The organism is Methylobacterium sp. E-041 (assembly GCF_022829665.1).
GTDB lineage: Bacteria > Pseudomonadota > Alphaproteobacteria > Rhizobiales > Beijerinckiaceae > Methylobacterium.
Genome location: NZ_JAKSYQ010000115.1, coordinates 61,767 through 83,895 on the forward strand (window position 1 = coordinate 61,767; position 22,129 = coordinate 83,895).

A 22,129-nucleotide genomic window follows, 5' to 3' on the forward strand; every position below is an offset into this window, starting at 1 on the left:
TTCGCCGGCGCTGGTCGGCACGATCACTTCGCCGGTGCCGTCATGTAGACGCCGCGCCCGCTGGCTAGCAGGCGGCCCTCGGCGTCGAGGATCTGCGCCTCGGCGACCGAGATCTGGCCGCCGAACTTCACGACCTTGCCAAGGCAGCGCAGGTTCCCCTGCATCGCCGCCCGATGGTAGTCGACGCGCAGGTCCACCGTCGGCACGCCGCGTCCGGTCTTCGACACCAGCGCCCAGTCGGCCGTGAGGTCGACCAGCGTCGCGAGGATGCCGCCGTGCGTGTAGCCCTTCTCGGCGTTGACGACCCATTCCGGACGCCACGTGGCCGCGAGTTCGATTGTGCCCTCGCCGACGGCCACGACGCCGAGGCCGAGCCACTGGTGGAACGGCCCGCGCAGAAGCAGCGCCTCGACCTGTTCCTTGGTGAGTGAGGTGTCCGACATGCTGTTGATCCGGTCCTAAGGAGCGACGACGATCTTGCCCATGACCTCGCGGTCCTGGATCATGCGAAGGCCCTCGGCGGCCTCTTCGAGGGAGAGCACCTTGTCGACGACCGGCTTGAGCGTGCCGGCCTGGATCATGTCCATCAACGCCGAGAGGTCGTCGTCGTAGAAGCTGTTGGACCCGACGATCTTGAGTTCGAAGCTCCAGACGTAGCGGAGATCCTCCTTCGGATCGTGGCCGGCGGTGGCGCCGCAGACCAGCAGGGTCCCGCCTCGCTTCAGGCACTTCAGCGACGGCACCCAGGTGTCGCCGCCGGTGAAGTTGATGACCACGTCCACGCCGCCCTCGTAGGTGCGCCGCTGGGGCTTGCCGTAGGTCTGGATCGCCCATTTCGAGAAGTCGGTCTCGCGGTAGTTGACGACGTGGTCGGCGCCGAGTTCGGTCAGGCGCGCCATCTTGTCGGCGCTGCCGGCGCAGGCGATCACCTCGGCGCCAAGTTGCTTGGCCAGCATCACGCATCCGGTGCCGACGCCGCCGCTGGCGCCGAGGATCAGGACCCGGTCGCCCGCCTTGACCGTCTTGTGGGTGATCAGCATCCGGTGCGCGGTGCCGTAGGCCACCGGCAGGGACGCCGCGTCGGCGTAGCTCACGTCCGGGGGCATCGCGATCAGTTGGTCGGCGGAGACGCGGCAGTATTCAGCCATGCCGCCGTCCATCATCTCGCCCATCAGGCCCTTGGCCTTGTTGAGCGGGTTGACGAGGACGCGGTCGCCCGCCTTCCAGTTCGCGACGCCCTCGCCGAGTTCGACAACCTGCCCGGCCATGTCGAGGCCGATCACCACCGGAAACGGTACCTTGATGCCGGGCATGCCCTTCACGGTGAAGACGTCGTGGTAGTTGAACGACGAGGCGCCGACCCGGATCACGACTTCGCCGGGGCCGGCCTTCGGCTTCGGGTGGTCGTGGACGACGGCGAGGTCGCTGATCTCGCCATGCTGGCGAAGCACGAGGGCCTTCATCGTCTCGGACATGCTGTCTCCTCCGGTTGATCGTTGAATGGCGCGGGCGGTCACCGGATCGCCTTCGACGCCTCGTAGGGGCCGGTCACCAGCGCGGCGTCGGGCAGGTCGCCCTTGACGACGCCGATGGCCTTGAACACCGCGAACTCGTTCTTCAGGGAGGCGACGTCGGCCGGCTCCATGCTGACGGTGTAGATGTGATCCCAGAGGGCGGCGTAGGCCTTCGCGTCGGCTTCGCCGAGGTTGGCCGCCGCCATGAGCGCCTGTGCAACCGCGGCCTTGTCACCCTTGCCGAACTCGTAGGCCTTGCGCATGGCGGCGACGACCTTGGCGGCCCCCGCGGGGTTGGCCTTGAGCCAGTCGTTGCGCATCAGCCCGACGCCGAGGACGGGCGGCGCGTCCTGCTTGGTGATCGCCTTCCACTCGGCGCGGAAGGAGCCGAGCTTGCGCAGCTTGGCATCGGGCAGCAGGGCCAGGGTGACCGTGCGCAGGGCGGCCGCGTCGATGTCCTTCTGCGCCAGGAATTGCGCCAGCCGCGGATCGTTGCCCGGCACGCTTTCGTAGTCCGAGGGCTTGATGCCGTAATTCGTCTCCAGGATCGCGGAGGTGATCGCCGCGGTGGCGCTGCCCGAGGGCGAGGTCCCGATCTTCTTGCCCTTCAGGTCGGCCATCGTCCGGATCGGCGAGGCTTCCGGGACGACGAAGTCGAGGTCGGCCACCTGGGTCGCCAGCACGATGCTGAGGGGGAGGCCGTCGGAGGCGACGCTGAAGGACGTTCCCGCGCTGGCAGCGATGGCGAAATCGATCGCGCCCGCGGCCATGGCCTTGGTCGGCGCGTTCACGTCCGGGAACTTGAGGTACTCGACGGTGAGCCCTTCCTTCTCCATGAACTTGCCGGCTTCGAGGACGGCCCCGAAGCCGAGGCTCACCCCGGAACTCCAGTAGCCGATCCGCACGGTCTCGGCGCGTGCGGGGCATGGTGCGGCGGCAAGGCTCGCGAGGGCTGCGGCGACCAGGCCGACGCGTTTCATCACGGTCATCGAGGCACGTCTCCAAAGGTCGTGGTCGTCGCGGTCGAAGGCACCGAGGGGGCGGTGGCGAAGGGCGATGGTCATGTCTGCGCGGTCCGCTTCCAGGCGAAGAGACGCCGCTCCAGGGGCTTCAGCACGAGGGATTCAAGCCCGATCATCAGCGTGACTAGGGTGAGCGTCCACGCGAAGACCTGATCGGTCTGGACGAGGTCGGCGGCCTGCCGCAGGCGGTAGCCGATGCCGCTGCTGGCCCCGAGGGACTCGGCCACCAGGCTGACGCGTGCGCCGAACCCGAAGGCGAGGCGTGCGCCCGAGAAGAACGACGGCAGGATCGTCGGGAGATAGACCTTGAAGAGCACTTTCCACCGCGGCATGCGGAAGGTGCGCGCGAGTTCGAGGTAGTCGGCGTTCACCGTCCGCGTGCCCTGCCAGACGTTGGTCAGGATCAGCGGCATCGCGGTCATGAACACCACGAAGATCGTGGTCCAGTTCGACAGCCCGAACCAGATCAGCGCGAAGATCGCCCAGATGGTCGAGGAAACCGTGTTCACAACCGTCAGGACCGGTTCGAAGAACGCGCCCAGCGCCCGGCTCGCACCGAGCAGCAGTCCGAGCGGAAGCCCGACCAAAGCGGCCAGCGCGAAGCCGGATGCGACGCGGCCGAAGGTGATGCCGAGGTCGGTGGCAAAGCTCTTCGAGGCGACGAGCGCGCACCACGCGCCCCAGACTCGGGCGGGGCTCGGCAGGACGAAGCTCGGCGCGTGCAGTGATGCCGCCTGCCAGGCGGCCAGCCCAAGAGCGATCAGGCCGAAGCGCATCGCGACGAGGCGCAGGCGACGCGATCTGGTCGCGGCGCGGCGCGTCGCGCGGAGGGATGGCGGCGTGCGCAAGGGTGGGGGCGTCCGCTCTAGCATGACGCGGGACTCAAGCCTGCGAGGGCGAGGCGCAGGCCGCGCACCGCCTCGGCGACGTCCGGCGCCAGCGGGTTGCGCGGATAGGGCAGATCGATCGCACGCGCCTCGCCGACGCGCCCGGGACGCGGATGCAAGACGACGACGTGGTCGGCGAGGACGATCGCCTCCTCGACGTCGTGGGTGACGAAGATCAGCGTCATCTTCCGCAGGCTCGCGATGCGCAGGACCTCGGCATGCATCTGCGCCCGGATCGACGGGTCGAGCTTGGAGAACGGCTCGTCCATCAGGAGGATCGCCGGCTCGGTTACGAGGCTGCGCGCGAGGGCGACGCGGCTGCGCATGCCGCCGGACAACTCGTGCGGATAGACGTCCTCAAAGCCGGCGAGCCCGACGAGGGCCAACGTCTCGCGGGCGCGCCGGCGCCGCTCCGTCGCGGGAAGGCTCTCAGCCTCGAGCCCGAACGCGACGTTCTGGGCCGCCGTGCGCCAGGGCAGCAGCCGATCCTCCTGGAACATGTAGGTCATCGAGTGCCAGTTCCGGAATTCGGCGGACGGCACATCGTCGAGAAGCACGGTTCCGCTGTCGGGCGGGATCAGTCCGGCGATGATGTTCAGGAGGGTACTCTTGCCGCATCCTGAGGCTCCGAGCAGCGCGACGATCGCCCTCGCCGGCACCTCGATGTCGATGTTCTGCAGAACATGGAGTGGCTCGCCCTCGCGCCGGTCGAACCATTTGTTCACGCCCCTGATTGAAACGACGCTCATGCGGAGCCGTCGCCGCTCTGGAGCGCCGCATCGATCGGCACGAGGGCGGCGGTATCACGAAGGCTCTGGACGACCTTTTGCATCGTCATCTCGCGGAACGTCTCGACGTGACGGCGCGCCACATCTTCTGCTCCGTCGGCATCGCCGGCGACTAGGCATTCGATCATCAGGCTGTGGTCATTCTCGATGTTCGGCCGGACGCCCTGCACGCCGAACCCCAGCGCAACGAGCCGGGTCATCTCGTCGAGGAGGCCCGACAGCGTCCGGCACAGGCGCTGGTTACCGGCCGAGACCGCGATCGCCATGTGGAAGCTGCGGTTGGCTTCGAGGAAGAAGTCGATCTGGTTGCCGACGTCGGTCACGGCACGGTCGCGGCAGGCCCGCTCCAGCCGTTCGAGCTGGGCCCGGTTTACGCGGCCGGCTGCCCCCCGCGCGGCCAGCGGCTCCAGGACAACGCGGAGCGCGAAAACCTCGTCGACATCCCTCACGGTGACGGGGGCCGCCCGGTAGCCCTGCCGCGGCATCGAAGCGACGAAGCCCTCCTGGATCAGCCGTTGCAGCGCAATCCGGCAACTCGCCTTGCCGAGTTCGTAACGCTCCATCACTTCGGCCTCGGTGAAGCGCATGCCCGGCAGGATCCGGCACGAGACGATCGCGCGGCGCAGAACGTCGTAGGCTTGGTTCCCGCGCAGGGTCGCCGGGGGCACCGTCAGGACGTCCGGTTGGCGCGGGAAGGCTCCGTCCTCAGACTTGCGCGGCATCTTCACCACCTCACGGCAGCCTCGTGATCAGCGCACGAGACCCAGCCAACGTAGCCAGGCTTTCAGAGAAGCGCCAACAAAATTGATGAGCATCAGTGGTTTAGCATAAAATATCCCCTTGCCGCCCATATCGTGAGCAGCTTACGACTGCTTCGTGACCTGTTCTTGGAATTTTCCCCTCGACCATCACGCGAACGCCCCGTCGATCCATCGCGGGCCCGTCAAAGGTCCAGGGTCACGCCGACGCGGGCGCGCGAGACACACGGGGTCATCCGATCCTGGCGTTTCCCGATCGGGAGCACCGCATCGCGGTGGATCACCGTGCCGTCGCGGTAGCCGCATTCGCAGGCGCCGCAGACACCGAGTTCGCACGAGGAGGGCAGGGAGAAACCGTGTTCGCGCAGCACATCGAGGAGCGAACGGTCCGCCGGCACGTGGAGTACAGCGCCGGTGGAGGCGATCCGCGCGCCGAATGGTTCCGGCTTGAAGTTTTCGTCTGAGACGGCGGCGAAGTGCTCGACATGGACTTGCTCGGGCGGCCAGCCATTTGCGGCGAGCGCCGCCTGCACGGCGTCAGTGAGGCGGCGAGGACCGCAAGCGTAGACATGGGTGTTCGCGTCGGGGCCGCGCAGGAGCGCCGGATGGAAGCGCCGGCCTTCCTCGGAGAACCAGTCGTGCAGGCGCGGCCCGCAGACAGTTCGCAGGTCTGCCAGAAGCGGCGCATGAATCATGGAGCGCGCGCAAAGATGGAGCTCAAAATCGGCACCGTGAGCCGACAGCGTGCGTGCCATGGCGAGGAGCGGCGTCGCGCCGATGCCGCCCGCCACCAGGACATGCCGCTGTGCGCCCGTCGCCAGGGGAAAGTTGTTGCGCGGCGCCGAGACGTCCGCAACAGCCCCGGGCGCGAGGTTGCCGTGCACCCAGGCCGAGCCGCCGCGCCCCGGCGTCTCGTGCTTGACCGCGATCTCGTAGCGGCCGCGATCGGCCGGGTCGCCGCACAGCGAGTATTGGCGCACGCGCCCGTCGGGGAGACGCAGGTCGACGTGGGCGCCCGCCGTCCAGGCCGGGAGTTCCGGCCGGCGCGGATGAACCAGGGTGAGGTGCAACACGTCCGGCGTAGTCGCGACGGCCGCCGCGACCTGCAGCTTCATGACGAGGCGCGCGTTCACGGCCTAGTCCAGCATTTCGATGGGATCGCCGGGGCGCAGGACGCCGCCGCGCTCGACCCCGCAATTGAGCCCGGAGCGGTTGTAGAGCGGCAGGTAGACCGGCAGGCCGAGCAACTCCTCCAGATACTTGCACGGGAAGTTCAGCCGCCCGCCGCGCAGAATCACCTCACCCACCCGGAAGCGACGGCCGACGAGGTGATTGAGCGGCACCCCGCGCACGGTCAGGTTCCGACGGTGGTCGATGGGCGCGATCTGTAGCGGCCCGGCTTGCAGCGGCGGGTCATTGCGGTTGATCGCGTCCAGCGCTTCCTGCTCGATCAGCGTCACCTCACGGGTGTCGGGCTTGGGCGAGTAGGTGCCGGAGCCGAGATAGTAGCGGTCGCCCTCGATGCCGCGGCCAGCGACGCACCGCGCCTCGGCGAGTTCCTCCATCTCGTAGCTTGCCGCCGAGGCGATGTGGATGGCGAGCAGCGTGCCCCGCCAGCCGACCGCGCCGCCGGGCACGCCGACGGCGATCGAACCGGCTGGATGGGCGAAGGCCTCGACCATGCGCGGGGGTGACAAATCGGTCATTCGGCGTCCTCCTACCGTGTCGCGAGGGCGATCGCCTCGATCTCGACCAGTGCGTCGCGCGGCAGTCGGGCGACCTCGATCGTGGAGCGGGCTGGGGCGTCGCCCGGGAAATGCTCTGCATAGACCGCGTTCATCGCGGCGAAGTCGTTCATGTCCTTCAGGAACACGGTCGTCTTGGCGATCGTGGCGAGGCTCGCGCCGCCGGCTTCGAGGACCGCCGCGAGGTTGGCGAGCGAACACCGGGTCTGAGCTTCGACGCCCTCGGGGAACGCACCCGTCTCGCGGTCGATCGGAAGCTGGCCGGAGGCGAAGACGAGATCGCCAACCCGGGTCGCTTGGGCGTAGGGACCGGCCGCGGGCGCAGCCTTGTCCGTCTTGATGATCGTCCTGTCCATTCGTCCTCCACGAGGCCGGCTCCGGCGCCAGCCGTCATCCATGATCCTGGAAGAAAATCCACCGATTTGGAAGCCCTTGGCGGACCGGAGAACCCTCGGCGCCGCGGTGATCCGCTGCGGTGGATCCGTCTAATCAATCTGACAGCGCGCCGTCTCGGGCGCCGAGAGTGCCGCCAGCAGCGTCACGCAGGCCAGCACGATCAGGTAGATCGAGATCGGCCAGGTCGCGCCCGAGGCCCAGGTCAGCAGGGCCGCCGCGATGAGCGGCGTGAAGCCGCCGCTGAGCGCCGCCCCGACCTGGAAGCCGAGGGAGGCGCCGCTGTAGCGCAACCGGGCGTCGAACAGTTCCGACATCCAGGCGGCCCCCGTCCCGAACATGATGCCTTGGCCGAAGCTCAGGGCGACCGCGATCGTGAGGGTGATGATCATCGGGTCGCGGGTGTCGAGGAGCTGGAACAGCGGAAAAGCGAAGACGATGGAGAACACGCAGGCGGCCACGAACAGTGGTCGCCGTCCGAAGCGGTCCGAGAGCCATCCGAACGCCGGGATCGTGAAGAGCTCGATAATGGCGGCGATCAGGATTCCGTTGAGGACGACGCCGCGGGGCAGGCCGAGCTTTCCCGTCACGTACGAGATTGAGAATACGGTGACGACGCTGACGTAGGCGATCTCCGACACCTTCAGGCCGACGGCCTTCAGGAAGGTTCGAGGATGCTCCGTCAGGATTTCCATGACTGGGATCTTGGCGAACGCGGCCCGCTGCTTCACGCGCTTGAACGAGGGCGTCTCGTGCAGCCGAAGCCGGATGAAGAGGCCCACGAACACCAAGAACGCGCTTGCCAGGAACGGGAGGCGCCAGCCCCAGGCCAGGAACTCCGCCTCGGGCATGAGGCCCGCCAGCGCGAACGCCCCGATCGAAAGGATGACGCCGAGCGGGTACCCGAGCTGGACGATGCTCCCGAAAAAGCCGCGCCGCTCGGTAGGCACGCTCTCCACCACCATCAGGACCGCGCCGCCCCATTCGCCGCCGATGCCGATGCCCTGGACGAGGCGAAGCGTGACGAGGAGGATCGGAGCCCAGATTCCGATCTGCGCATAGGTTGGCAGGCAGCCGATCAGGAACGTGCCGAGCCCCATGATGATGATCGTTAGGGACAGCATGGCCTTGCGGCCGATCTTGTCGCCGAAATGGCCGAAGACGATCCCGCCGAGGGGGCGGGCGAGGAAGCCCACCGCGTAGGATCCGAAAGCGGCGATCGTGCCGACCACTGGGTCGACGCTCGGGAAGAAGAGCTTGTTGAACACCAGCGCGCTCGCTGTGCCGTAGATCAGGAAGTCGTACCACTCGACCGTGGTGCCGATCACGCTCGACCAGACGATCTGTCGTCGGTCCGCGAGGGACACGTCGCTCCGGTCGGGGCCGAGGCTGGCCTCCATCGCTGTCGCCGCACTGGCCATCGCAAAGCCTCCATCGTATTGGAGATATTTCCAGTCTAGTGGAGGCAAGCGACGTGCCAGATGTTGCAGCGCCGATCGGTCGACGGAACCATGCGGCCCCGGACATCGGTGCCCCTCAAATCTCGCCGCTCGACAGCGGCAGCTTCCTACGGGTGCGGTCGAGTGCAAAAGTCGAGGCGATGATCTAGTCAGCGGTCAAAAGGTGTCCGTACGTCCGGTCCGTCGAGGTTATCGGGCTGATGGGGAACAGGAGACGGCATGTCGGTGAGGGAGACGGTCGCCCCGGCGCAGATCGCGGCGGAGACGGGTTCTCAAATGCACGTCTCGGAGGAGATCCGCCGCCGCCGCCGGGAACTCGACCTGTCGCTGGAGGCGCTCGCGGCGCGATCAGGCGTCAGCCGCTCAATGATCTCCAAGATCGAGCGCGCCGAGGCGGTGCCGTCCACCGTGGTGCTCTCGCGTCTGGCCGAAGCGCTGGGCGTCACCTTCTCGCGCCTGATGGCGCCTGCAACCGATCTCGAGGTGCTGCTCATCCCCGCGCGCCGTCAGCCGGTCCTGCGTGACGAGGAATCCGGCTTCCTGCGGCGCTGCCTGTCGCCGGTCTTGCCAGGGCGGGGCATCGATTTGGTGCTCAACACCCTTCCGCCCGGTGCCGGCACAGGCGAGTTCACCGCTCACCGCCGCGGCGTCTCGGAATACATCTACGTCCTCCGGGGCCGCCTCCGCGCGGTGATCGGCACCCGCACCGTCATTGCCGAGGCCGGCGACAGCCTGTACTTTGAGGCCGATGCCGGACACGCGTTCAGCAATGTTGGAACCGAAGCCTGCGAGTATATTCTGGTGATCGATCCTTCCCGTGTCCGATAGGGTTGACCGGAACGGTTAGACTTTCGGCGCTCGTCTGAATCGGCTCTACGCCCCTAATGTTTCGACGCCGGCGCCGTGACTGCCCGAATTCATGAATTCGAACCGAGCGCCGCCGAGGCGCCCAACTTGTACAGGCCAACCACACATTACAGAGGCCTGAAACGCTCTATCGCCGCCGCATCGTCCATCCGATCGAGCGCGATGAGCGCGGCCACGTACGCATCGAGCCGGCCTCGCCATGCACGTGACCGGCGTCGTGCCGCCGCCGGCCGGGTCTTTGCCGGTGGGGGCGGGGTGGAGCGCATCAAGGACGCGGCAGAAAAAGGAGGCACCGGGCTCATGCTCCGCGCGCCTGCTCGATGCCCGCGGTGGTCATGCGCATGCGCGTCCGGGGCGGTGCTGCCTCTGATAAGGGGCTGTCATGGTACTCCCCTCATCCTGTATCGCCGGTGCCTCCCGACCGACCAGCTGCAGCGCGGCGAGGTAGTCCGCGGCGCGCGAGCCCTAGGCGGCGGCCGTGGCCAGCGCCCGATGGTCGGCGCGCAGCAGCGGCGCCCAGAAGGCACAATAGGCTGCGTGGTCCGGGTGGGGCGTGCGCGCAAGCCCGAGGTCGGCCAGGACGAAGGCGGCGCCGAGCTCGGCCACCAGCTCCTCGGCAGCGTAGGCGCGGCCGCCGAACCGACCGGTGAGGTCGCGGTCGAGGCGGTGCGGGGCGCCGGTCCAGTGCACGAGTTATGGGCCAGAGTGCCGGCGTAGCCGGTGGGCGTCAAGAAGGCGGCGTGGGGCGGCAGGTGGATCGTGTCAGTGACCGGCACGTAGCAGGCCCGGGTACCGCCCTCGTGGATCACCGCGCCGGTGGTGGCAACAAAGGCGTCGACCCGACCCAACGTGGTCGGGCACGGCCCTGAGCCAGCGCCTTCCGCGGCTTGAGGGAACGAGCTACGCTCCGACCGGCTAAGGGAACGGCATGTTCGATTGGAATGACTTAACCTTCTTCCTGGAACTCGCCCGACACGGCCGGCTCATGCCAGCTGCGCGCCGCCTCAAGGTCGACCATACGACGGTGAGCCGCCGCATCGCCGAGTTGGAGCGCAACCTGGATTCTCGCCTGTTCAACCGTAATTCGGACGGCTTCGCGTTGACCGAGGCCGGCCACAAGCTGTTCGTGATCGCCGAGGCCATCGAGCAGAAGATGGTCTCGGTCCCGGAAGCGCTCGGGCTACAGGACATCGCCCAGCCGATCGGACGTGTCCGTGTCGCGAGCATGGAGGGCATCGCCGCGTTCTATCTCGCGGCCAAGTTCATCGAGCTCGCAGCAGCGGTACCGGACGTCGTCGTCGAGCTCGTAACCGAGCGGCACCTCATCAACCTGACCAAGCGGGAGGCCGACATCTCGGTGTCGTTCGTGCCGCCACAAGGTCAGCGACTCCGTATCAAGAAAGTTGGCGAATTCCGCCTGGCCCTGTTCTCATCGGAGCGTTACCTGCTCGGCCGCGGCCGCCCGGCGACGCGCGCAGAGCTCCAGGACCACGACTTCGTCGACTACGTCGACGATCTGGTCGCCATCAGCCCGGTCCACTGGCTGTTGGAAGTCCTGACACCCTCGAACGTCGTCTTCCGCTCCACCAGCATGGCCGCCCAGCAGACGGCCGTCGCGGCAGGCGCGGGCATCTGCCTGCTGCCGCTGTTCTCGGCCAAGACCAACCCGGCGCTGGTGCCCGTGCTTCCGGACGAGGTGGTGGTGCGCCGCGACCTCTACCTCGGTGTGCACGAAGACATCGAATGCGTCGGCCGGGTTCGTGCGGTCACCCGCTTCCTCACCGACCTGTTCACCGATGAGGCAGCCTATCTGAACGAATTTTGAGCATAGGGCGGCATCACCGCACCGCGCGTTGCGTATTTCCGGCCTTCGCCGGACGGCGGGTCTCTGTTGAAACGGCGGTATCCCTGGAATTGGAGCCGCACGAATGCCCGCCGAATACCCGCAGTTGAAGGCCGCCGCCTGTCACGTCGCGCCGGTCTACCTCGACAGCGCCGGCTCGGCCGAGAAGGCCGTGGCGCTGATCGGCGAAGCGGCTCGCGCGGGTGCGGACCTCATCGTCTTCCCCGAGGGGTACATGCCGGGCTTTCCCCTCTGGGTCGCCCTGCGCGCGCCGATCCACAACCATGACCTTTTCAAGCGACTGGCCGCCCAATCCGTCCGTCTCGACGGGGTGGAGATCGGCGCGGTGCGTGCCGCCGCCCGGCGACACGGCGTCGTCGTCTCCCTCGGGTTCAGCGAGAGCACCGAGGCCAGCGTCGGCTGCCTCTGGAATTCGAACGTGTTGATCGGGCGCGACGGCGCCATCCTCAACCATCACCGCAAGCTGGTCCCGACATTCTACGAGAAGCTCGTCTGGGCGAACGGCGACGCCCGCGGCTTGCGCGTGACTCAGACCGAGATCGGGCGGGTGGGCATGCTGATCTGTGGCGAGAACACGAACCCCTTGGCCCGCTACGCCCTGATGGCCCAGGGCGAGCAGGTCCACATCTCGACCTACCCGCCGGCGTGGCCGACCCGCCGGCCGGGCGAGAGCGCGGCCTACGATCTGAAGCGGGCCATCGAGATCCGCGCCGGGGCCCACGCCTTCGAAGCCAAAGTCTTCAATATCGTCTGCTCCGCCGTCCTCGACGAGGCTGCGAGATCGGTCCTGTGTGACGGCGACGCCACCCTGGCCGACATCGTCGAGCGGACGCCTGCGGGGGTCTCCATGGTCCTGGACCCGACGGGATCGCATGTCGTCGAGCCGCATCAGGGGGCCGAGACCATCGTCTATGCCGACATCGACGTCGCGGCCTGCGTGGAGCCCAAGCAGTTCCACGACGTGGTCGGCTACTACAACCGTTTCGACATCTTCCAGGTCAAGGTCGATCGGACGCCGCGCGAGCCAATCAGCTTCGAGGCCGCAGCTGCACCTCCGGCGGCGCAAGGTGCCGACCGCGGAGGCGGCGACCCGGGCACCTTCGGTCCGGTGCTCGCATGGTCGGGGCATGAAGGCGGCGACCAAGCCGCGGCGCCTCCGCTGCGGCGCCACGGCAATTGAGGCGTCCCGACGCGGCCGGCTCCCACGGCAAGGCCGCGTGATTTCCGAAGACCTGAGTTCAGAAGCTCTTCCTCTCTAACCCAACGCCAGCGGACGGAAATTCAGCATGCTTTCGCGCGATAGCGATCCCATCTCCCAGCACGATCACAGAATTCTCGATCTCTCGAGAAGGAGAGCGCGGGTCGCCACGGCGCTGAGCGTCGTGATGATCGTGATGTACTTCGCGTTCATGGGGATGTTCGCCTTCGCGAAGCCGACGCTCGGCACGATCCTCGTCCCAGGTCTCTCCCTCTGCATCCTGCTCGGGGCCGGCGTCATCGTCGGCTCCTTCGCGCTCTGCCTCGCCTACGTCGTCTGGGCGAACCGCTTCTATGACCCGGCCGTGCGCCGCATCACGAACTGAGGGGCGGGTCCGATGCAAGCCGTGAACAATCCACTCGCCGTCACCTTCTTCTTCGTCTTCATGGCGCTGACGCTCGGCATCACCTACTGGGCCGCAAGGCGGACGCGGACGACCGAGCAGTTCTTCGCCGCCGACGGGCAGATCACGGCCTGGCAGAACGGCTGGGCGCTGGCCGGCGACTTCCTGAGTGCCGCGGCTCTGCTGGGCATCGCCGGCATCATCACCTCGAACGGCTTCGACGGGCTGATCTACTCCATCGGCTTTCTGGTCGGCTGGCCGATCATCTCGTTCCTGATCATCGAGCCCCTGCGCAACCTCGGCAAGTTCACCTTCGCCGACGTGGTCGCCTACCGCCTGCGTCAGCGGCCGGTGCGGACGGCCGCGGCCATCGGAACGCTGACCGTCATCCTGCTCTACCTGATCGCCCAGATGGTCGCGACGGGCTCGCTGATCAAACTCCTGTTCGGGCTTCCCTACAACGCCTCGGTCGTCGTGGTCGGGACGGCGATGCTCGTCTACGTGCTGTTCGGCGGCATGCTGGCGACGACCTGGGTGCAGGTCATCAAGGCCGTGCTGCTGGCCATCGGCGGCCTGATCCTGGCGCTTCTGGTGCTGGCGCACTTTGACATGAACCCGCTGCACCTCTTCGCGGCCGCAGCCGAGAAGTACGGCGACCGCGTGCTCCAGCCGGGCACCAAGGTCGCCGGCAGCGGCTGGGACGCGATCTCGCTGGGCGTCGGACTGATGTTCGGAACCGCCGCACTGCCCCACGTCCTGATGCGAGCGTTCACAGTGCCGGACGTGAAAGAGGCCCGGATGTCGATCCTCTATGCCACCGGCATCATCGGTTCGTTCCACCTCCTCGTTTTCGTGATCGGCTTCGGGGCGATGGTCCTTGTCGGTCCCGAAGTCGTGTCCAAGGCGGGGGGCGGCGGCAACATGGCCGCGCCTCTCCTGGCCCTGACGGTCGGCGGCCCCGGCTTCTTCGGTTTCATCTGTGCCGTGGCCTTCGCGACGATGCTCGCCGTCGTCGCCGGACTGACCCTGTCCGGGGTGGCGACGGTCTGCCACGACCTCTGGGTCAACGTGGTTCGCCAGGGGCATTCCTCCGAGCGCGAGCAACTCAAGGTCGCTCGGATCGCGACGGTGGCCATCGCCGCGCTGGCGGTGTTCCTGGGCATCGTCTTCGAGGGCCAGAACGTCGCGTTTATGGCCGGGCTCGCCTTCGCCGTCGCGGCCTCAGCGAACTTCCCCGCGCTGCTTCTGTCCATCACTTGGAAGCGGTTCACGACCCCCGCAGCTGTCGCCAGCATCCTGGTCGGGACATTCTCTTCCCTCCTGATGATCTGGCTGTCGCCCACGGTTCAAGTGGACGTGCTCGGAAAGACCTTGTTTGACGTCTCGCGCGCGTGGTGGTTCGTCCCGATGAAGAACCCGGCCATCATCAGCATGCCGGTATCCTTCATCGTGGCGGTCGTCGTCTCTCTTCTCACCCAGGAGAACGACGCCGAGGGCACCTTCCGCGAGATGCGCCACCGGATCATGTTCGGGAAGTCCAGGGACCCTTATCCGGAACGCTGATTACGGGCTGCCCGATACGAGGGGATGGGGCGTCGGATGGCGCCCTTTCCCTGCTTTGAAGGACGGCGCAGCGGGAGTGTTGCGAGAGGTTCCAGAAGCTGCTGAAGACACGGCGGAACATACGTCCGTTTCAGGGAGGCGCGCGATCGCGCATGGACGGCAAGGTCGGGTCGGGACCCGCCCGTCCGCTCGACGACCGAGTTGGGTCGACATCGGCCGGACCGCTCTACGGCCAGGATGGGTGAATTGTCACCGGTCTGCTTTCGGGAAGAGGCCAGTAGATCAGACGTCGTCGACCATAGATTTGGCAATTCGAGCGTCCCAGCCAGCCATCGCGATATCGGCGACCGCGTCCAACTCTTCCCAGCTCGCGCCATCACGGGCCAGGATCGACATGCCGTTCTGAACGGTCTGCACGAAGCGGGAAAGCGCGCGTACGTTGGTGGAGACCGGGAGCTCGCCCTCACCCATAGCCCTCTCCAGGCACGCCTGCAGGCTCTCCAGCGTACCGGCGCGTGCCGAGCGCACGAGATCGCCGAGTTCGGCGTGGCCCTCATTCCCGACCGAGGACAGTGTCACCATGCAGCCGCGCGGAATGTCGGTGACCGAGCCCGTCAAGGCCGCTGCAGAGTCCTTCAGAAAAGCCTCGACGGCCTCACGGGCCGTCCTCGCCGTCCGGAACCGCCCCCATACGAGCGCCTCGTAGGTGTGGACGTAGTGGCTTAGTGCCTCGGCATAGAGCGCTTCCTTCGAACCAAAGGCGGCGTAGAGGCTCGGCGATCCGATCCCCATCGCCTCCGTAAGTTCGGTGATGGATGTTGCTTCGTAGCCTTTGCACCAGAACAGACGTGTCGCCTGGGCAAGCGCCGCCTCACGGTCGAACGCACGAGGGCGCCCACGACCTCGAACCTGGTGCGCTCCGGGGGGCTCTGGTCTCTGATCCGGTTTCTGCATCGTTCGATATATAAATCCCTTGACCCCAATCGCCAACTCTCCTAGCCATTTCTGTGTCGAACGATACAGAAAGGTCCGGCAATGCAGGAACTGGTTGGGAAGCGTGCCCTCGTCACGGGTGCCTCGCGCGGAATAGGTGCTGCCATCGCGGTCGCGCTCGCCGAGAAGGGCGCTGACGTGGCGATCACCTACGAGCGTTCGGCAGACCGTGCCGCGGAAGTGGTAAAATCGATCGAAAGCAAGGGCCGCAGGGCGGCTGCCATCCATGCGGATTTTGCAGACCCTTCGGCGGTCAAACGGGCGGTGGCGGAAGCCGTCCAGGCGCTCGGGGGCTTGGACATTCTCGTCAACAATGCTGGGATCGCGCTCTACTCGACGTTTGCGGAGGTCAGCGTCGAGACGATCGATGCCCTGTTCGACGTCAACGTGCGGGGCCCCCTACTCGCGGCGCAGGCCGCCATTCCTCATCTCCCCGCAGGTGGGCGCATCGTGACGATCGGCTCCGCGGGTGCCGAACGCATCGTCGGCGACGCGGGTGCGATCTACTTCATGACGAAATCCGCCCTGCACTCCTTCACGCGCGGCCTGGCGCGCGAACTTGGATCGCGCGACATCACGGTCAATCTGGTCCAACCCGGGTCCACCGATACCGACATGAACCCGGCAAACGGCGAGTTCTCCGACTTTCAGCGTAGCCTCAGTCCGCTCGGCCGGTATGGAACGCCAGAGGACGTCGCCGCCGCCGTCACCTTCCTGGCGAGTCCTTCAGCCCGGCATGTCACCGGGGCCATCCTGAATGTGGACGGTGGACAGACGACGTAAGCGCGGGATTTCGGTGTAGCGCTGAGGTGGAGTGTCGTCGGTGTCGATTGCCCCACCTCATCGACCAACGACCTGGCAACAACGACCGCTTTCGGAATGTCCGGACAATTCTCTGCACGGCTCGTATGGGTCGGGACCCGCCGGTCTGCTCTACGATTGGCTTGAGGTCGAGATGGTTCGCTTCGGAGATGCAAACCGGCCGAAGCGGACAGGTTGAAACTGCGATTGAGGGCCTAGATCTGTCGCATCCCACCGTCGACGCACAGTTCGGCTCCTGCGACAAAGCTCGCCTCGTCGCTCAGAAGGAACAGCGTGGCCGCCGCCACCTCCTCAGGACGCGCCATGCGTCCCAGCGGGATCGGTACGATCAGTGCAGCTCGCTGTTCCTCAGGTACGCTCGCCATCATGGCGGTGTCAGTCGGGCCGGGGGCCACCACGTTCACGCGGATGCCCTGCGGGGCCAGTTCCGCTGTCCATGTGCGCGCGTAGGAGCGCAGCGCCGCCTTCGTCGCGCAGTAGGTCCCGTAGGGCGTGATGCCTGTGGCGTCGGCGATCGACCCCATTAGCACGACTGACCCACCCCGCTCCATCGCACTCAGCGCCGCTTGTAACCCGAGGACGGCCCCACGGACGTTGACCGCAAAATGCCGGTCGAAATGCTCGGGCGTCGCGTCGCGCAGGGTCGCAGGTTCCGAAATGCCCGCGTTGAGGACCAGCGCGTCGATCCGGCCATGCGTTTCTCGTACCGTCGCCACGACGCGCTGCAAATCCTCCTGTAGGGCTGCGTCCGCAACAAGACCACGCGCACCCCGCCCGATCCTCGCGGCTGCTGCCTCGACCTCATCGGCGCGCCGCCCGGTGAAGACGACCGACGCGCCCTCGACCGCCAGCCGCTCGGCGACCGCGAGGCCGATGCCCTTCGCCCCGCCGACCACGAGCGCAACCTTGTCCACCATGCGAGCCATCGCGGCATCCCTTCATCTGCAACGGCACATGAGATACACGGCATATATCTGCTATCAAGAACGCACTTAGGTTAGCCTAGATATGGACGATGATACTGATCTCGATGTCCTGTCCGCGTGCGCTCTCGCTGATATGGCACGGGTCCGCCCAGTCCTGGACAAGATCGCCGATAAGTGGACAATCCTGATCCTCACGGTGCTCTGTCCGCGGCCGGCACGATTCAACGTGATCAAGCGGCGGCTCGATAACATCACCCACAAGGCGCTGGCGGACGCACTTAAGCGGCTGGAGCGCAACGGCATGGTGACCCGGACGGTGCTACCGACCGCGCCCATCGGCGTCGAGTATGCGATCACCCCGCTTGGCCATTCACTGCGTCAACCCTTCGAGGCGCTCTGCGCGTGGGCACTCGACAACGGTGCGGCGATCGAGGCGGCCAACCACGAGCATGACAGCCTCAAAACGAAGACGTGAGAACGCGTCCCCTTTCGGTTCGCCGGATGTTGAGCCGCTACGTCTTATCAGGGTCGGTAGCCGAATGGCCGCTTGGGGTGGAGAGCAGTCTAGCTGCTTTTGAGCAGTGATGCCACGAAAACGGACCTCAGCTCGCGCCGAGAAAATCGACGGCTTTGGCCCATCTTGGGCGTTCGGTGATCAAGAACACGGTCAGGTCCCTTTAGGATCGACGTCGGGACTTTTTCCATGCTTGCCAAAGGGAATGAGATTTAAGTGTCCAGCTCCTCGACTTCAGCGTCGAGAGGTTTCGAAACCGGCAAGGCAGGTGTGCGACTCATCCGACCGTAGGTCCCTGCTTTCCCGAAGCATCCGGCAAGCGGAACTCTCTGGGACTTGCAAAGGGGGCGAAAGCTCCTCACAAGTCGGTTGCCCCAGCGGTCCATCGTTTGTCGAGATACGCCTTCAGGCGCTCGGCCGTCGGTCCTGACGAGGCCGGGTTCTGGCCGGTGATCAGCAGCCCGTCCCCGACTACGTACGGCTCCCAGTCGCCGGCCTTGGAGAACACACCGCCCGCCCGCTTGAGCTCGTCCTCGACGAGGAAGGGGACGATGGCGGTCAGGCCCACGGCCTCCTCCTCGGTGTTCGTGAAGCCGGTGACGGCCTTGCCCGCGACGAGCGGATTGCCGTCGGGCGCCTTGGCGTGGCGCAGCACGCCGGGGGCGTGGCAGACGAGGGCGACCGGCTTGCCGGCCCGGAGCGTCGTCTCGATCAGCCGGATCGAGGCGGGGTCCTCGGCCAGATCCCATAAGGGGCCATGCCCGCCGGGATAGAACACCGCGTCGAAGCCCTCGTGGGTGACGCCGTCGAGGCGCCCTGTGTTCGACAAGGCGGCGCTGGCTTCGCCGTCCGCCTCGAAGCGTCGGGTCAGGTCGGTCTGGGCGTCCGGCTCGCTGCTCTTGGGATCGAGCGGCGGGCGGCCGCCCGCGGGCGAGACCAGCACCACCTCCGCACCGGCATCCCTGAACACGTAGTAGGGCGCGGCCAACTCCTCCAGCCAGAAGCCGGTCTTGCGCCCGGTGTCGCCGAGCCGGTCGTGCGAGGTCAGCACCATCAGGATCTTCATCGTCGGTCTCCGGGGTCGGTCTGAGGTCTCTCGTTCTGGATGCCGTCACCGACTTTGACGCTGATCAAGCGCAGAATCGGCATCGACGACGGGTCGTCAGGGACGCTGCGGGACCGCGCCCCCGCCTTCGTAGGCCTCGAGCTCTTCCCGTAGATAGGATGCCGTGCGACTCGCCCGCGCCTGGGCGACCACTTCGGGACGGCCGGCCGCGACGACAATGCCACCCAGGTTTCCGGCACCGGGCCCCACGTCGATGACGTGATCGGCCCCCGCGACGACGCGCATGTCGTGCTCGACCATGACGACCGTGTTGCCCGCATCGACCAGGCCGTTGAGCTGGAGCATCAGGCGATCCACGTCGGTCGGGTGCAGCCCGGTCGTCGGCTCGTCGAGGACGTAGAGCGTGCCGCCGCGCTGGCCCCGCTGCAGCTCGGTGGCGAGCTTGATGCGCTGGGCCTCGCCGCCGGAAAGTTCGGTCGCCGGCTGGCCGAGGCGCAGGTAGCCGAGGCCGAGATCGCGCAGCACGGTGAGCGGGCGTAGCACGGATGGCTCGTCCGCGAAGGCAGCGCAGGCGCGTTCGACGGTGAGCCCGAGCACGTCCGCGATCGTCAGCCCGTTCCACGTCACCTCCAGGGTCGCGGGCGCATAGCGGGAACCGTGGCAGGTCGGGCAGGGGGCGTAGACGCTCGGCATGAACAGGAGTTCGACGCTGACGAACCCCTCGCCCTCGCAGGCCGAGCAGCGGCCCTTAGCGACGTTGAAGGAGAAGCGGCCGGCGTCGTAGCGGCGGCGCCGCGCCTCGGGGGTGGCGGCGAACAGCTTGCGGACGGCGTCGAACAGGCCGGTATAGGTCGCGAGGTTCGAGCGGGGCGTGCGCCCGATCGGCTTCTGGTCGACCTGGACCAAACGCCGGACCCCTTCCAGGCCGCCGACGATGCGCCCTTCCGTCGGGCCCGGCGCGTCGTCGAGGGGATCCTCCGGCTCGTCGTCGGTCTCGACGGGCCGTCCGAGGCGGTCGCCGACGAGTTCCAGCAGGGCTTGGCTCACGAGGCTCGACTTGCCGGAGCCGGAGATGCCGGTCACGGCGGTGAGGCATCCGAGCGGGAACGCGGCCGAGACCCCGCGCAGGTTGTTGCGGACGATCCCCTCCAGGCGCAGCCAGCCCGAGGGCTCGCGCCGCGGACGCCGCGGCGGCTTGACCAACCCGAACAGGTGCAGGCGCGTGCGCGACGCCTCCACATCGCGAAGACCTTCCGGCGGCCCGCTGTAGAGCACGGTGCCGCCGTGCTCGCCCGCCGCCGGGCCGACATCGACCAGCCAGTCGGCGCGGCGCATCGTGCCGATGTCGTGCTCGACGACGAACAGCGAATTGCCCGCGGCGAGCAGGCCCGCCAGCGCTTCGTGCATGGCGTCGCCGTCGGCGGGGTGCAGCCCGGCCGTGGGCTCGTCGAGCACGTAGGCCACGCCGAAGAGCTGCGAACGGAGCTGGGTGGCGAGGCGCAGGCGCTGCAGCTCGCCCGAGGACAGGGTCGTGGTGACCCGATCCAGCGACAGGTAGCTGAGACCCAGCTCCGCCAGCGTCCCGATCCGATCGACCAGGTCGGCGGCGAGGCGCTGGGCGGCGAGGCGCTTCTCGATGGAGAGGTTCGGCGTCGCGCGCACGTCCGGCGCCCCCGCATGGGCCGACGCGCCCGCAGCGGCGCGCCGGGCGCGATCCCGTCGGGCGGCTTCGCGGTCGAGGGTCTCCTGGGCGGCATCCTTGGCGGGGCGGTCGTCGGGCAGCCTGTCCTCGGCCGCCGGCCGCATCGCCTCGGCGAGCTCGGAGAGCGTCATGCGCGACAGCTCGCCGATGTCCAGCCCGGCGAAGGTGACCGAGAGCGCCTCCGGCTTCAGGCGCTTGCCGTGGCAGGCGGGGCAATCCTCGCTGACGAGGTAGCGCGCGGCGCGGCGGCGCATGAGGGCGCTCTGCGAGTTGGTGAAGGTGCCGAGCACGTGGCGGCGGGCGCTCGTGAACGTGCCCATGTAGCTCGGCTCCAGGCGACGCCGACGGGCCGCCTGCGTCTGCTCCGGCGAGAGGCCGGCATAGACCGGCTCCTGCGGCTGGTCGTCGGTGAACAGGATCCAGTCGCGAACGGCCCGCGGCAGATCCTTCCAGGGCGTGTCGACGTCGATGCCTCGGCTGACCAGGATGTCGCGCAGGTTCTGCCCGCCCCAGGCCTGCGGCCAGGCAGCGACGGCCCGCTCGCGGATCGTCAGCGAAGGGTCGGGCACCATCGAGGCTTCCGTCGCCCGGTAGATCCGTCCGAGCCCGCCGCAGGACGGGCAGGCCCCCTGGGGCGTGTTGGGCGAGAAGTCCTCCGCGTAGAGCATCGGCTGGCCCGGCGGATAGGTGCCGGCGCGCGAGTACATCATCCGCACGAGGCTCGACAGGGTAGTGACGCTGCCGACCGAGGAGCGGGCGCTGGGCGTGCCGCGCTGCTGCTGCAGGGCGACGGCGGGGGGCAGCCCCTCGATGGCGTCGACGTCGGGCACCCCGACCTGGTCGATCATCCGCCGCGCATAGGGTGCGACCGACTCGAAGTAGCGCCGCTGGGCCTCGGCATAGAGGGTGCCGAAGGCGAGTGAGGACTTTCCGGAGCCGGAGATGCCGGTGAACACCACGAGGGCGTCGCGCGGCAGCTCCACGTCGACGTCGCGCAGGTTGTGCTCGCGTGCGCCCTTCACCGTGACGTAGCCCGGCCGTCCCGCGCCGGATCGAGCAATCCTGGCCGGTTCTCTCGGCTTCGGCTGGTCCATGGTACATCCTCTCGACGCGTCAGTTCTTGGCGGGCACCGGGCGTTGCCGCGCCGACGAGGGGTTCAGGAGCGCGGGAACCACGCGCTCGTGCACAGACGCCGACGAATGGGCCACCGGCCTGTCCTCTAATTCGCTTGTGGCCTCGAAAACTTCGCTGCCTTGTGCACGTTTTGTCGGCGTCAGAGCACTAGGTCGTGAACTCATAACGTCTGGCACGGTTTGGCCGTGGCATCGTTGGTTCTCCGAATGGAGGACCGAGGATGGCGCGGTTTGACCTGACGGATGAAGAGTGGGCGGTGATCGAGCCGGTCCTGCCGACGGACGTGCGCGGCAAGGATCGGGTGGACGACCGACGGGTGCTGAACGGGATCTTCTGGCGGCCGCGCACGGGCGCACCGTGGGCCCACATCCCGGCGCGTTACGGGCCCTCAACGACCTGCGGCAACCGCTTCCGGCGCTGGCGCAAGCGCGGCATTTGGGATCGGCTTCTGGCTGCCGTGTCGAAGGCTTACGAGGGCGATCTGCAGATGATCGACGCCACCAGCGTGC

22 protein-coding genes and 1 pseudogene are annotated in these 22,129 nt (G+C 67.4%); 8 read left to right on the plus strand and 15 right to left on the minus strand.

The window, feature by feature from the left end; genetic code table 11:
• Nucleotides 1-23 precede the first annotated feature (23 nt).
• The 10 genes from MKK70_RS10555 to MKK70_RS10600 all read right to left on the minus strand — a co-directional run bounded on the left by MKK70_RS10555 (nucleotide 24) and on the right by MKK70_RS10600 (nucleotide 8,507).
• Complete coding sequence (locus MKK70_RS10555) at nucleotides 24-443, minus strand: PaaI family thioesterase (RefSeq protein ID WP_147726782.1); 420 nt, start codon at nucleotides 441-443, stop codon at nucleotides 24-26.
• Nucleotides 444-458: 15 nt separating this feature from the next.
• Entirely contained in the window at nucleotides 459-1,475 is a 1,017-nt protein-coding gene (locus tag MKK70_RS10560; protein WP_243936802.1) for a zinc-binding dehydrogenase, read from the minus strand.
• A gap of 38 nt (nucleotides 1,476-1,513) precedes the next feature.
• On the minus strand, nucleotides 1,514-2,578 hold the full coding sequence (locus MKK70_RS10565) for an ABC transporter substrate-binding protein (protein WP_243947483.1): 1,065 nt from the start codon (nucleotides 2,576-2,578) through the stop codon (nucleotides 1,514-1,516).
• Nucleotides 2,575-3,384, minus strand: coding sequence for an ABC transporter permease (locus MKK70_RS10570; protein ID WP_243947485.1), 810 nt, complete (start codon nucleotides 3,382-3,384; stop codon nucleotides 2,575-2,577). The genes MKK70_RS10565 and MKK70_RS10570 overlap by 4 nt, the downstream gene beginning before the upstream one ends.
• 17 nt (nucleotides 3,385-3,401) lie before the next feature.
• Nucleotides 3,402-4,172, minus strand: a complete 771-nt coding sequence (locus MKK70_RS10575) for an ABC transporter ATP-binding protein (protein WP_243936807.1) — start codon at nucleotides 4,170-4,172, stop codon at nucleotides 3,402-3,404.
• Complete coding sequence (locus MKK70_RS10580) at nucleotides 4,169-4,933, minus strand: GntR family transcriptional regulator (protein WP_147843117.1); 765 nt, start codon at nucleotides 4,931-4,933, stop codon at nucleotides 4,169-4,171. Before MKK70_RS10580 ends, MKK70_RS10575 begins: the two co-directional genes overlap by 4 nt.
• 221 nt (nucleotides 4,934-5,154) lie before the next feature.
• Nucleotides 5,155-6,102 (minus strand): PDR/VanB family oxidoreductase, encoded by a 948-nt coding sequence (locus MKK70_RS10585; RefSeq protein ID WP_243947487.1) that lies wholly within the window; start codon nucleotides 6,100-6,102, stop codon nucleotides 5,155-5,157.
• 3 nt (nucleotides 6,103-6,105) lie between these two features.
• Entirely contained in the window at nucleotides 6,106-6,675 is a 570-nt protein-coding gene (locus MKK70_RS10590; RefSeq protein WP_243936811.1) for an MOSC domain-containing protein, read from the minus strand.
• 11 nt (nucleotides 6,676-6,686) lie between these two features.
• Complete coding sequence (locus MKK70_RS10595) at nucleotides 6,687-7,070, minus strand: Rid family detoxifying hydrolase (RefSeq protein ID WP_243936813.1); 384 nt, start codon at nucleotides 7,068-7,070, stop codon at nucleotides 6,687-6,689.
• Between the two features lie 129 nt (nucleotides 7,071-7,199).
• Nucleotides 7,200-8,507, minus strand: coding sequence for an MFS transporter (locus MKK70_RS10600; protein WP_243947535.1), 1,308 nt, complete (start codon nucleotides 8,505-8,507; stop codon nucleotides 7,200-7,202).
• A 279-nt stretch (nucleotides 8,508-8,786) separates the two neighbouring features.
• On the opposite strand from MKK70_RS10600, the gene MKK70_RS10605 reads away from it, so the two are divergent.
• Nucleotides 8,787-9,395: a helix-turn-helix domain-containing protein gene (locus MKK70_RS10605; protein WP_243947489.1), complete on the plus strand. Its 609-nt coding sequence runs from the start codon at nucleotides 8,787-8,789 to the stop codon at nucleotides 9,393-9,395.
• A 504-nt stretch (nucleotides 9,396-9,899) separates the two neighbouring features.
• Here the strand turns inward: MKK70_RS10605 and MKK70_RS10610 are convergent.
• Nucleotides 9,900-10,243: pseudogene (locus tag MKK70_RS10610) on the minus strand (zincin-like metallopeptidase domain-containing protein).
• A 119-nt stretch (nucleotides 10,244-10,362) separates the two neighbouring features.
• On the opposite strand from MKK70_RS10610, the gene MKK70_RS10620 reads away from it, so the two are divergent.
• The 4 genes from MKK70_RS10620 (at nucleotide 10,363) to MKK70_RS10635 (ending at nucleotide 14,462) form a co-directional block, all read left to right on the plus strand.
• Nucleotides 10,363-11,259, plus strand: a complete 897-nt coding sequence (locus tag MKK70_RS10620) for a LysR family transcriptional regulator (RefSeq protein ID WP_243936817.1) — start codon at nucleotides 10,363-10,365, stop codon at nucleotides 11,257-11,259.
• Between the two features lie 103 nt (nucleotides 11,260-11,362).
• Nucleotides 11,363-12,478 carry a carbon-nitrogen hydrolase family protein gene (locus MKK70_RS10625; protein ID WP_243947493.1) on the plus strand — a complete coding sequence of 372 codons (1,116 nt, stop codon included), beginning with the start codon at nucleotides 11,363-11,365 and terminating at the stop codon, nucleotides 12,476-12,478.
• A 106-nt stretch (nucleotides 12,479-12,584) separates the two neighbouring features.
• Nucleotides 12,585-12,881 (plus strand): DUF485 domain-containing protein, encoded by a 297-nt coding sequence (locus MKK70_RS10630; protein WP_243947495.1) that lies wholly within the window; start codon nucleotides 12,585-12,587, stop codon nucleotides 12,879-12,881.
• A gap of 12 nt (nucleotides 12,882-12,893) precedes the next feature.
• The gene (locus tag MKK70_RS10635; protein WP_243947497.1) at nucleotides 12,894-14,462 is read left to right on the plus strand and encodes a cation acetate symporter; all 1,569 of its coding nucleotides are present in this window, start codon (nucleotides 12,894-12,896) and stop codon (nucleotides 14,460-14,462) included.
• Nucleotides 14,463-14,744: 282 nt separating this feature from the next.
• Here MKK70_RS10635 and MKK70_RS10640 read toward each other — a convergent pair whose 3' ends face one another.
• The gene (locus tag MKK70_RS10640) at nucleotides 14,745-15,416 is read right to left on the minus strand and encodes a TetR/AcrR family transcriptional regulator (protein WP_243938246.1); all 672 of its coding nucleotides are present in this window, start codon (nucleotides 15,414-15,416) and stop codon (nucleotides 14,745-14,747) included.
• An 81-nt stretch (nucleotides 15,417-15,497) separates the two neighbouring features.
• Here MKK70_RS10640 and MKK70_RS10645 point away from each other — a divergent pair, with 81 nt between their 5' ends.
• Nucleotides 15,498-16,238: an SDR family NAD(P)-dependent oxidoreductase gene (locus MKK70_RS10645; protein ID WP_243947499.1), complete on the plus strand. Its 741-nt coding sequence runs from the start codon at nucleotides 15,498-15,500 to the stop codon at nucleotides 16,236-16,238.
• Nucleotides 16,239-16,471: 233 nt separating this feature from the next.
• On the opposite strand, the gene MKK70_RS10650 is transcribed toward MKK70_RS10645, so the two are convergent.
• The gene (locus tag MKK70_RS10650; RefSeq protein ID WP_243947501.1) at nucleotides 16,472-17,203 is read right to left on the minus strand and encodes an SDR family NAD(P)-dependent oxidoreductase; all 732 of its coding nucleotides are present in this window, start codon (nucleotides 17,201-17,203) and stop codon (nucleotides 16,472-16,474) included.
• Nucleotides 17,204-17,285: 82 nt separating this feature from the next.
• Between MKK70_RS10650 and MKK70_RS10655 the strand changes: the two genes are divergently transcribed.
• Nucleotides 17,286-17,678: a winged helix-turn-helix transcriptional regulator gene (locus tag MKK70_RS10655; protein ID WP_243947503.1), complete on the plus strand. Its 393-nt coding sequence runs from the start codon at nucleotides 17,286-17,288 to the stop codon at nucleotides 17,676-17,678.
• A gap of 397 nt (nucleotides 17,679-18,075) precedes the next feature.
• Here MKK70_RS10655 and MKK70_RS10660 read toward each other — a convergent pair whose 3' ends face one another.
• Nucleotides 18,076-18,783 carry a type 1 glutamine amidotransferase domain-containing protein gene (locus MKK70_RS10660; RefSeq protein WP_243947505.1) on the minus strand — a complete coding sequence of 236 codons (708 nt, stop codon included), beginning with the start codon at nucleotides 18,781-18,783 and terminating at the stop codon, nucleotides 18,076-18,078.
• A 96-nt stretch (nucleotides 18,784-18,879) separates the two neighbouring features.
• Entirely contained in the window at nucleotides 18,880-21,579 is a 2,700-nt protein-coding gene (locus MKK70_RS10665) for an excinuclease ABC subunit UvrA (protein ID WP_243947507.1), read from the minus strand.
• A 261-nt stretch (nucleotides 21,580-21,840) separates the two neighbouring features.
• Here MKK70_RS10665 and MKK70_RS10670 point away from each other — a divergent pair.
• A partial coding sequence (locus MKK70_RS10670; protein ID WP_243947509.1) for an IS5 family transposase occupies nucleotides 21,841-22,129 on the plus strand: 289 nt, incomplete at its 3' end.

Bases quoted from the DNA above. Each gene is read 5' to 3' on its own strand.
- MKK70_RS10630 (WP_243947495.1), top strand. From the start codon at position 12,585: ATGCTTTCGCGCGATAGCGATCCCATCTCCCAGCACGATCACAGAATT.
- MKK70_RS10605 (WP_243947489.1), top strand. From the start codon at position 8,787: ATGTCGGTGAGGGAGACGGTCGCCCCGGCGCAGATCGCGGCGGAGACG.
- MKK70_RS10665 (WP_243947507.1), bottom strand. From the start codon at position 21,579: ATGGACCAGCCGAAGCCGAGAGAACCGGCCAGGATTGCTCGATCCGGC.
- MKK70_RS10580 (WP_147843117.1), bottom strand. From the start codon at position 4,933: ATGCCGCGCAAGTCTGAGGACGGAGCCTTCCCGCGCCAACCGGACGTC.
- MKK70_RS10645 (WP_243947499.1), top strand. From the start codon at position 15,498: ATGCAGGAACTGGTTGGGAAGCGTGCCCTCGTCACGGGTGCCTCGCGC.
- MKK70_RS10635 (WP_243947497.1), top strand. From the start codon at position 12,894: ATGCAAGCCGTGAACAATCCACTCGCCGTCACCTTCTTCTTCGTCTTC.
- MKK70_RS10590 (WP_243936811.1), bottom strand. From the start codon at position 6,675: ATGACCGATTTGTCACCCCCGCGCATGGTCGAGGCCTTCGCCCATCCA.
- MKK70_RS10565 (WP_243947483.1), bottom strand. From the start codon at position 2,578: ATGACCATCGCCCTTCGCCACCGCCCCCTCGGTGCCTTCGACCGCGAC.
- MKK70_RS10555 (WP_147726782.1), bottom strand. From the start codon at position 443: ATGTCGGACACCTCACTCACCAAGGAACAGGTCGAGGCGCTGCTTCTG.
- MKK70_RS10620 (WP_243936817.1), top strand. From the start codon at position 10,363: ATGTTCGATTGGAATGACTTAACCTTCTTCCTGGAACTCGCCCGACAC.
- MKK70_RS10640 (WP_243938246.1), bottom strand. From the start codon at position 15,416: ATGCAGAAACCGGATCAGAGACCAGAGCCCCCCGGAGCGCACCAGGTT.
- MKK70_RS10600 (WP_243947535.1), bottom strand. From the start codon at position 8,507: ATGGAGGCCAGCCTCGGCCCCGACCGGAGCGACGTGTCCCTCGCGGAC.
- MKK70_RS10625 (WP_243947493.1), top strand. From the start codon at position 11,363: ATGCCCGCCGAATACCCGCAGTTGAAGGCCGCCGCCTGTCACGTCGCG.
- MKK70_RS10595 (WP_243936813.1), bottom strand. From the start codon at position 7,070: ATGGACAGGACGATCATCAAGACGGACAAGGCTGCGCCCGCGGCCGGT.
- MKK70_RS10575 (WP_243936807.1), bottom strand. From the start codon at position 4,172: ATGAGCGTCGTTTCAATCAGGGGCGTGAACAAATGGTTCGACCGGCGC.
- MKK70_RS10655 (WP_243947503.1), top strand. From the start codon at position 17,286: ATGGACGATGATACTGATCTCGATGTCCTGTCCGCGTGCGCTCTCGCT.
- MKK70_RS10560 (WP_243936802.1), bottom strand. From the start codon at position 1,475: ATGTCCGAGACGATGAAGGCCCTCGTGCTTCGCCAGCATGGCGAGATC.
- MKK70_RS10650 (WP_243947501.1), bottom strand. From the start codon at position 17,203: ATGGCTCGCATGGTGGACAAGGTTGCGCTCGTGGTCGGCGGGGCGAAG.
- MKK70_RS10660 (WP_243947505.1), bottom strand. From the start codon at position 18,783: ATGAAGATCCTGATGGTGCTGACCTCGCACGACCGGCTCGGCGACACC.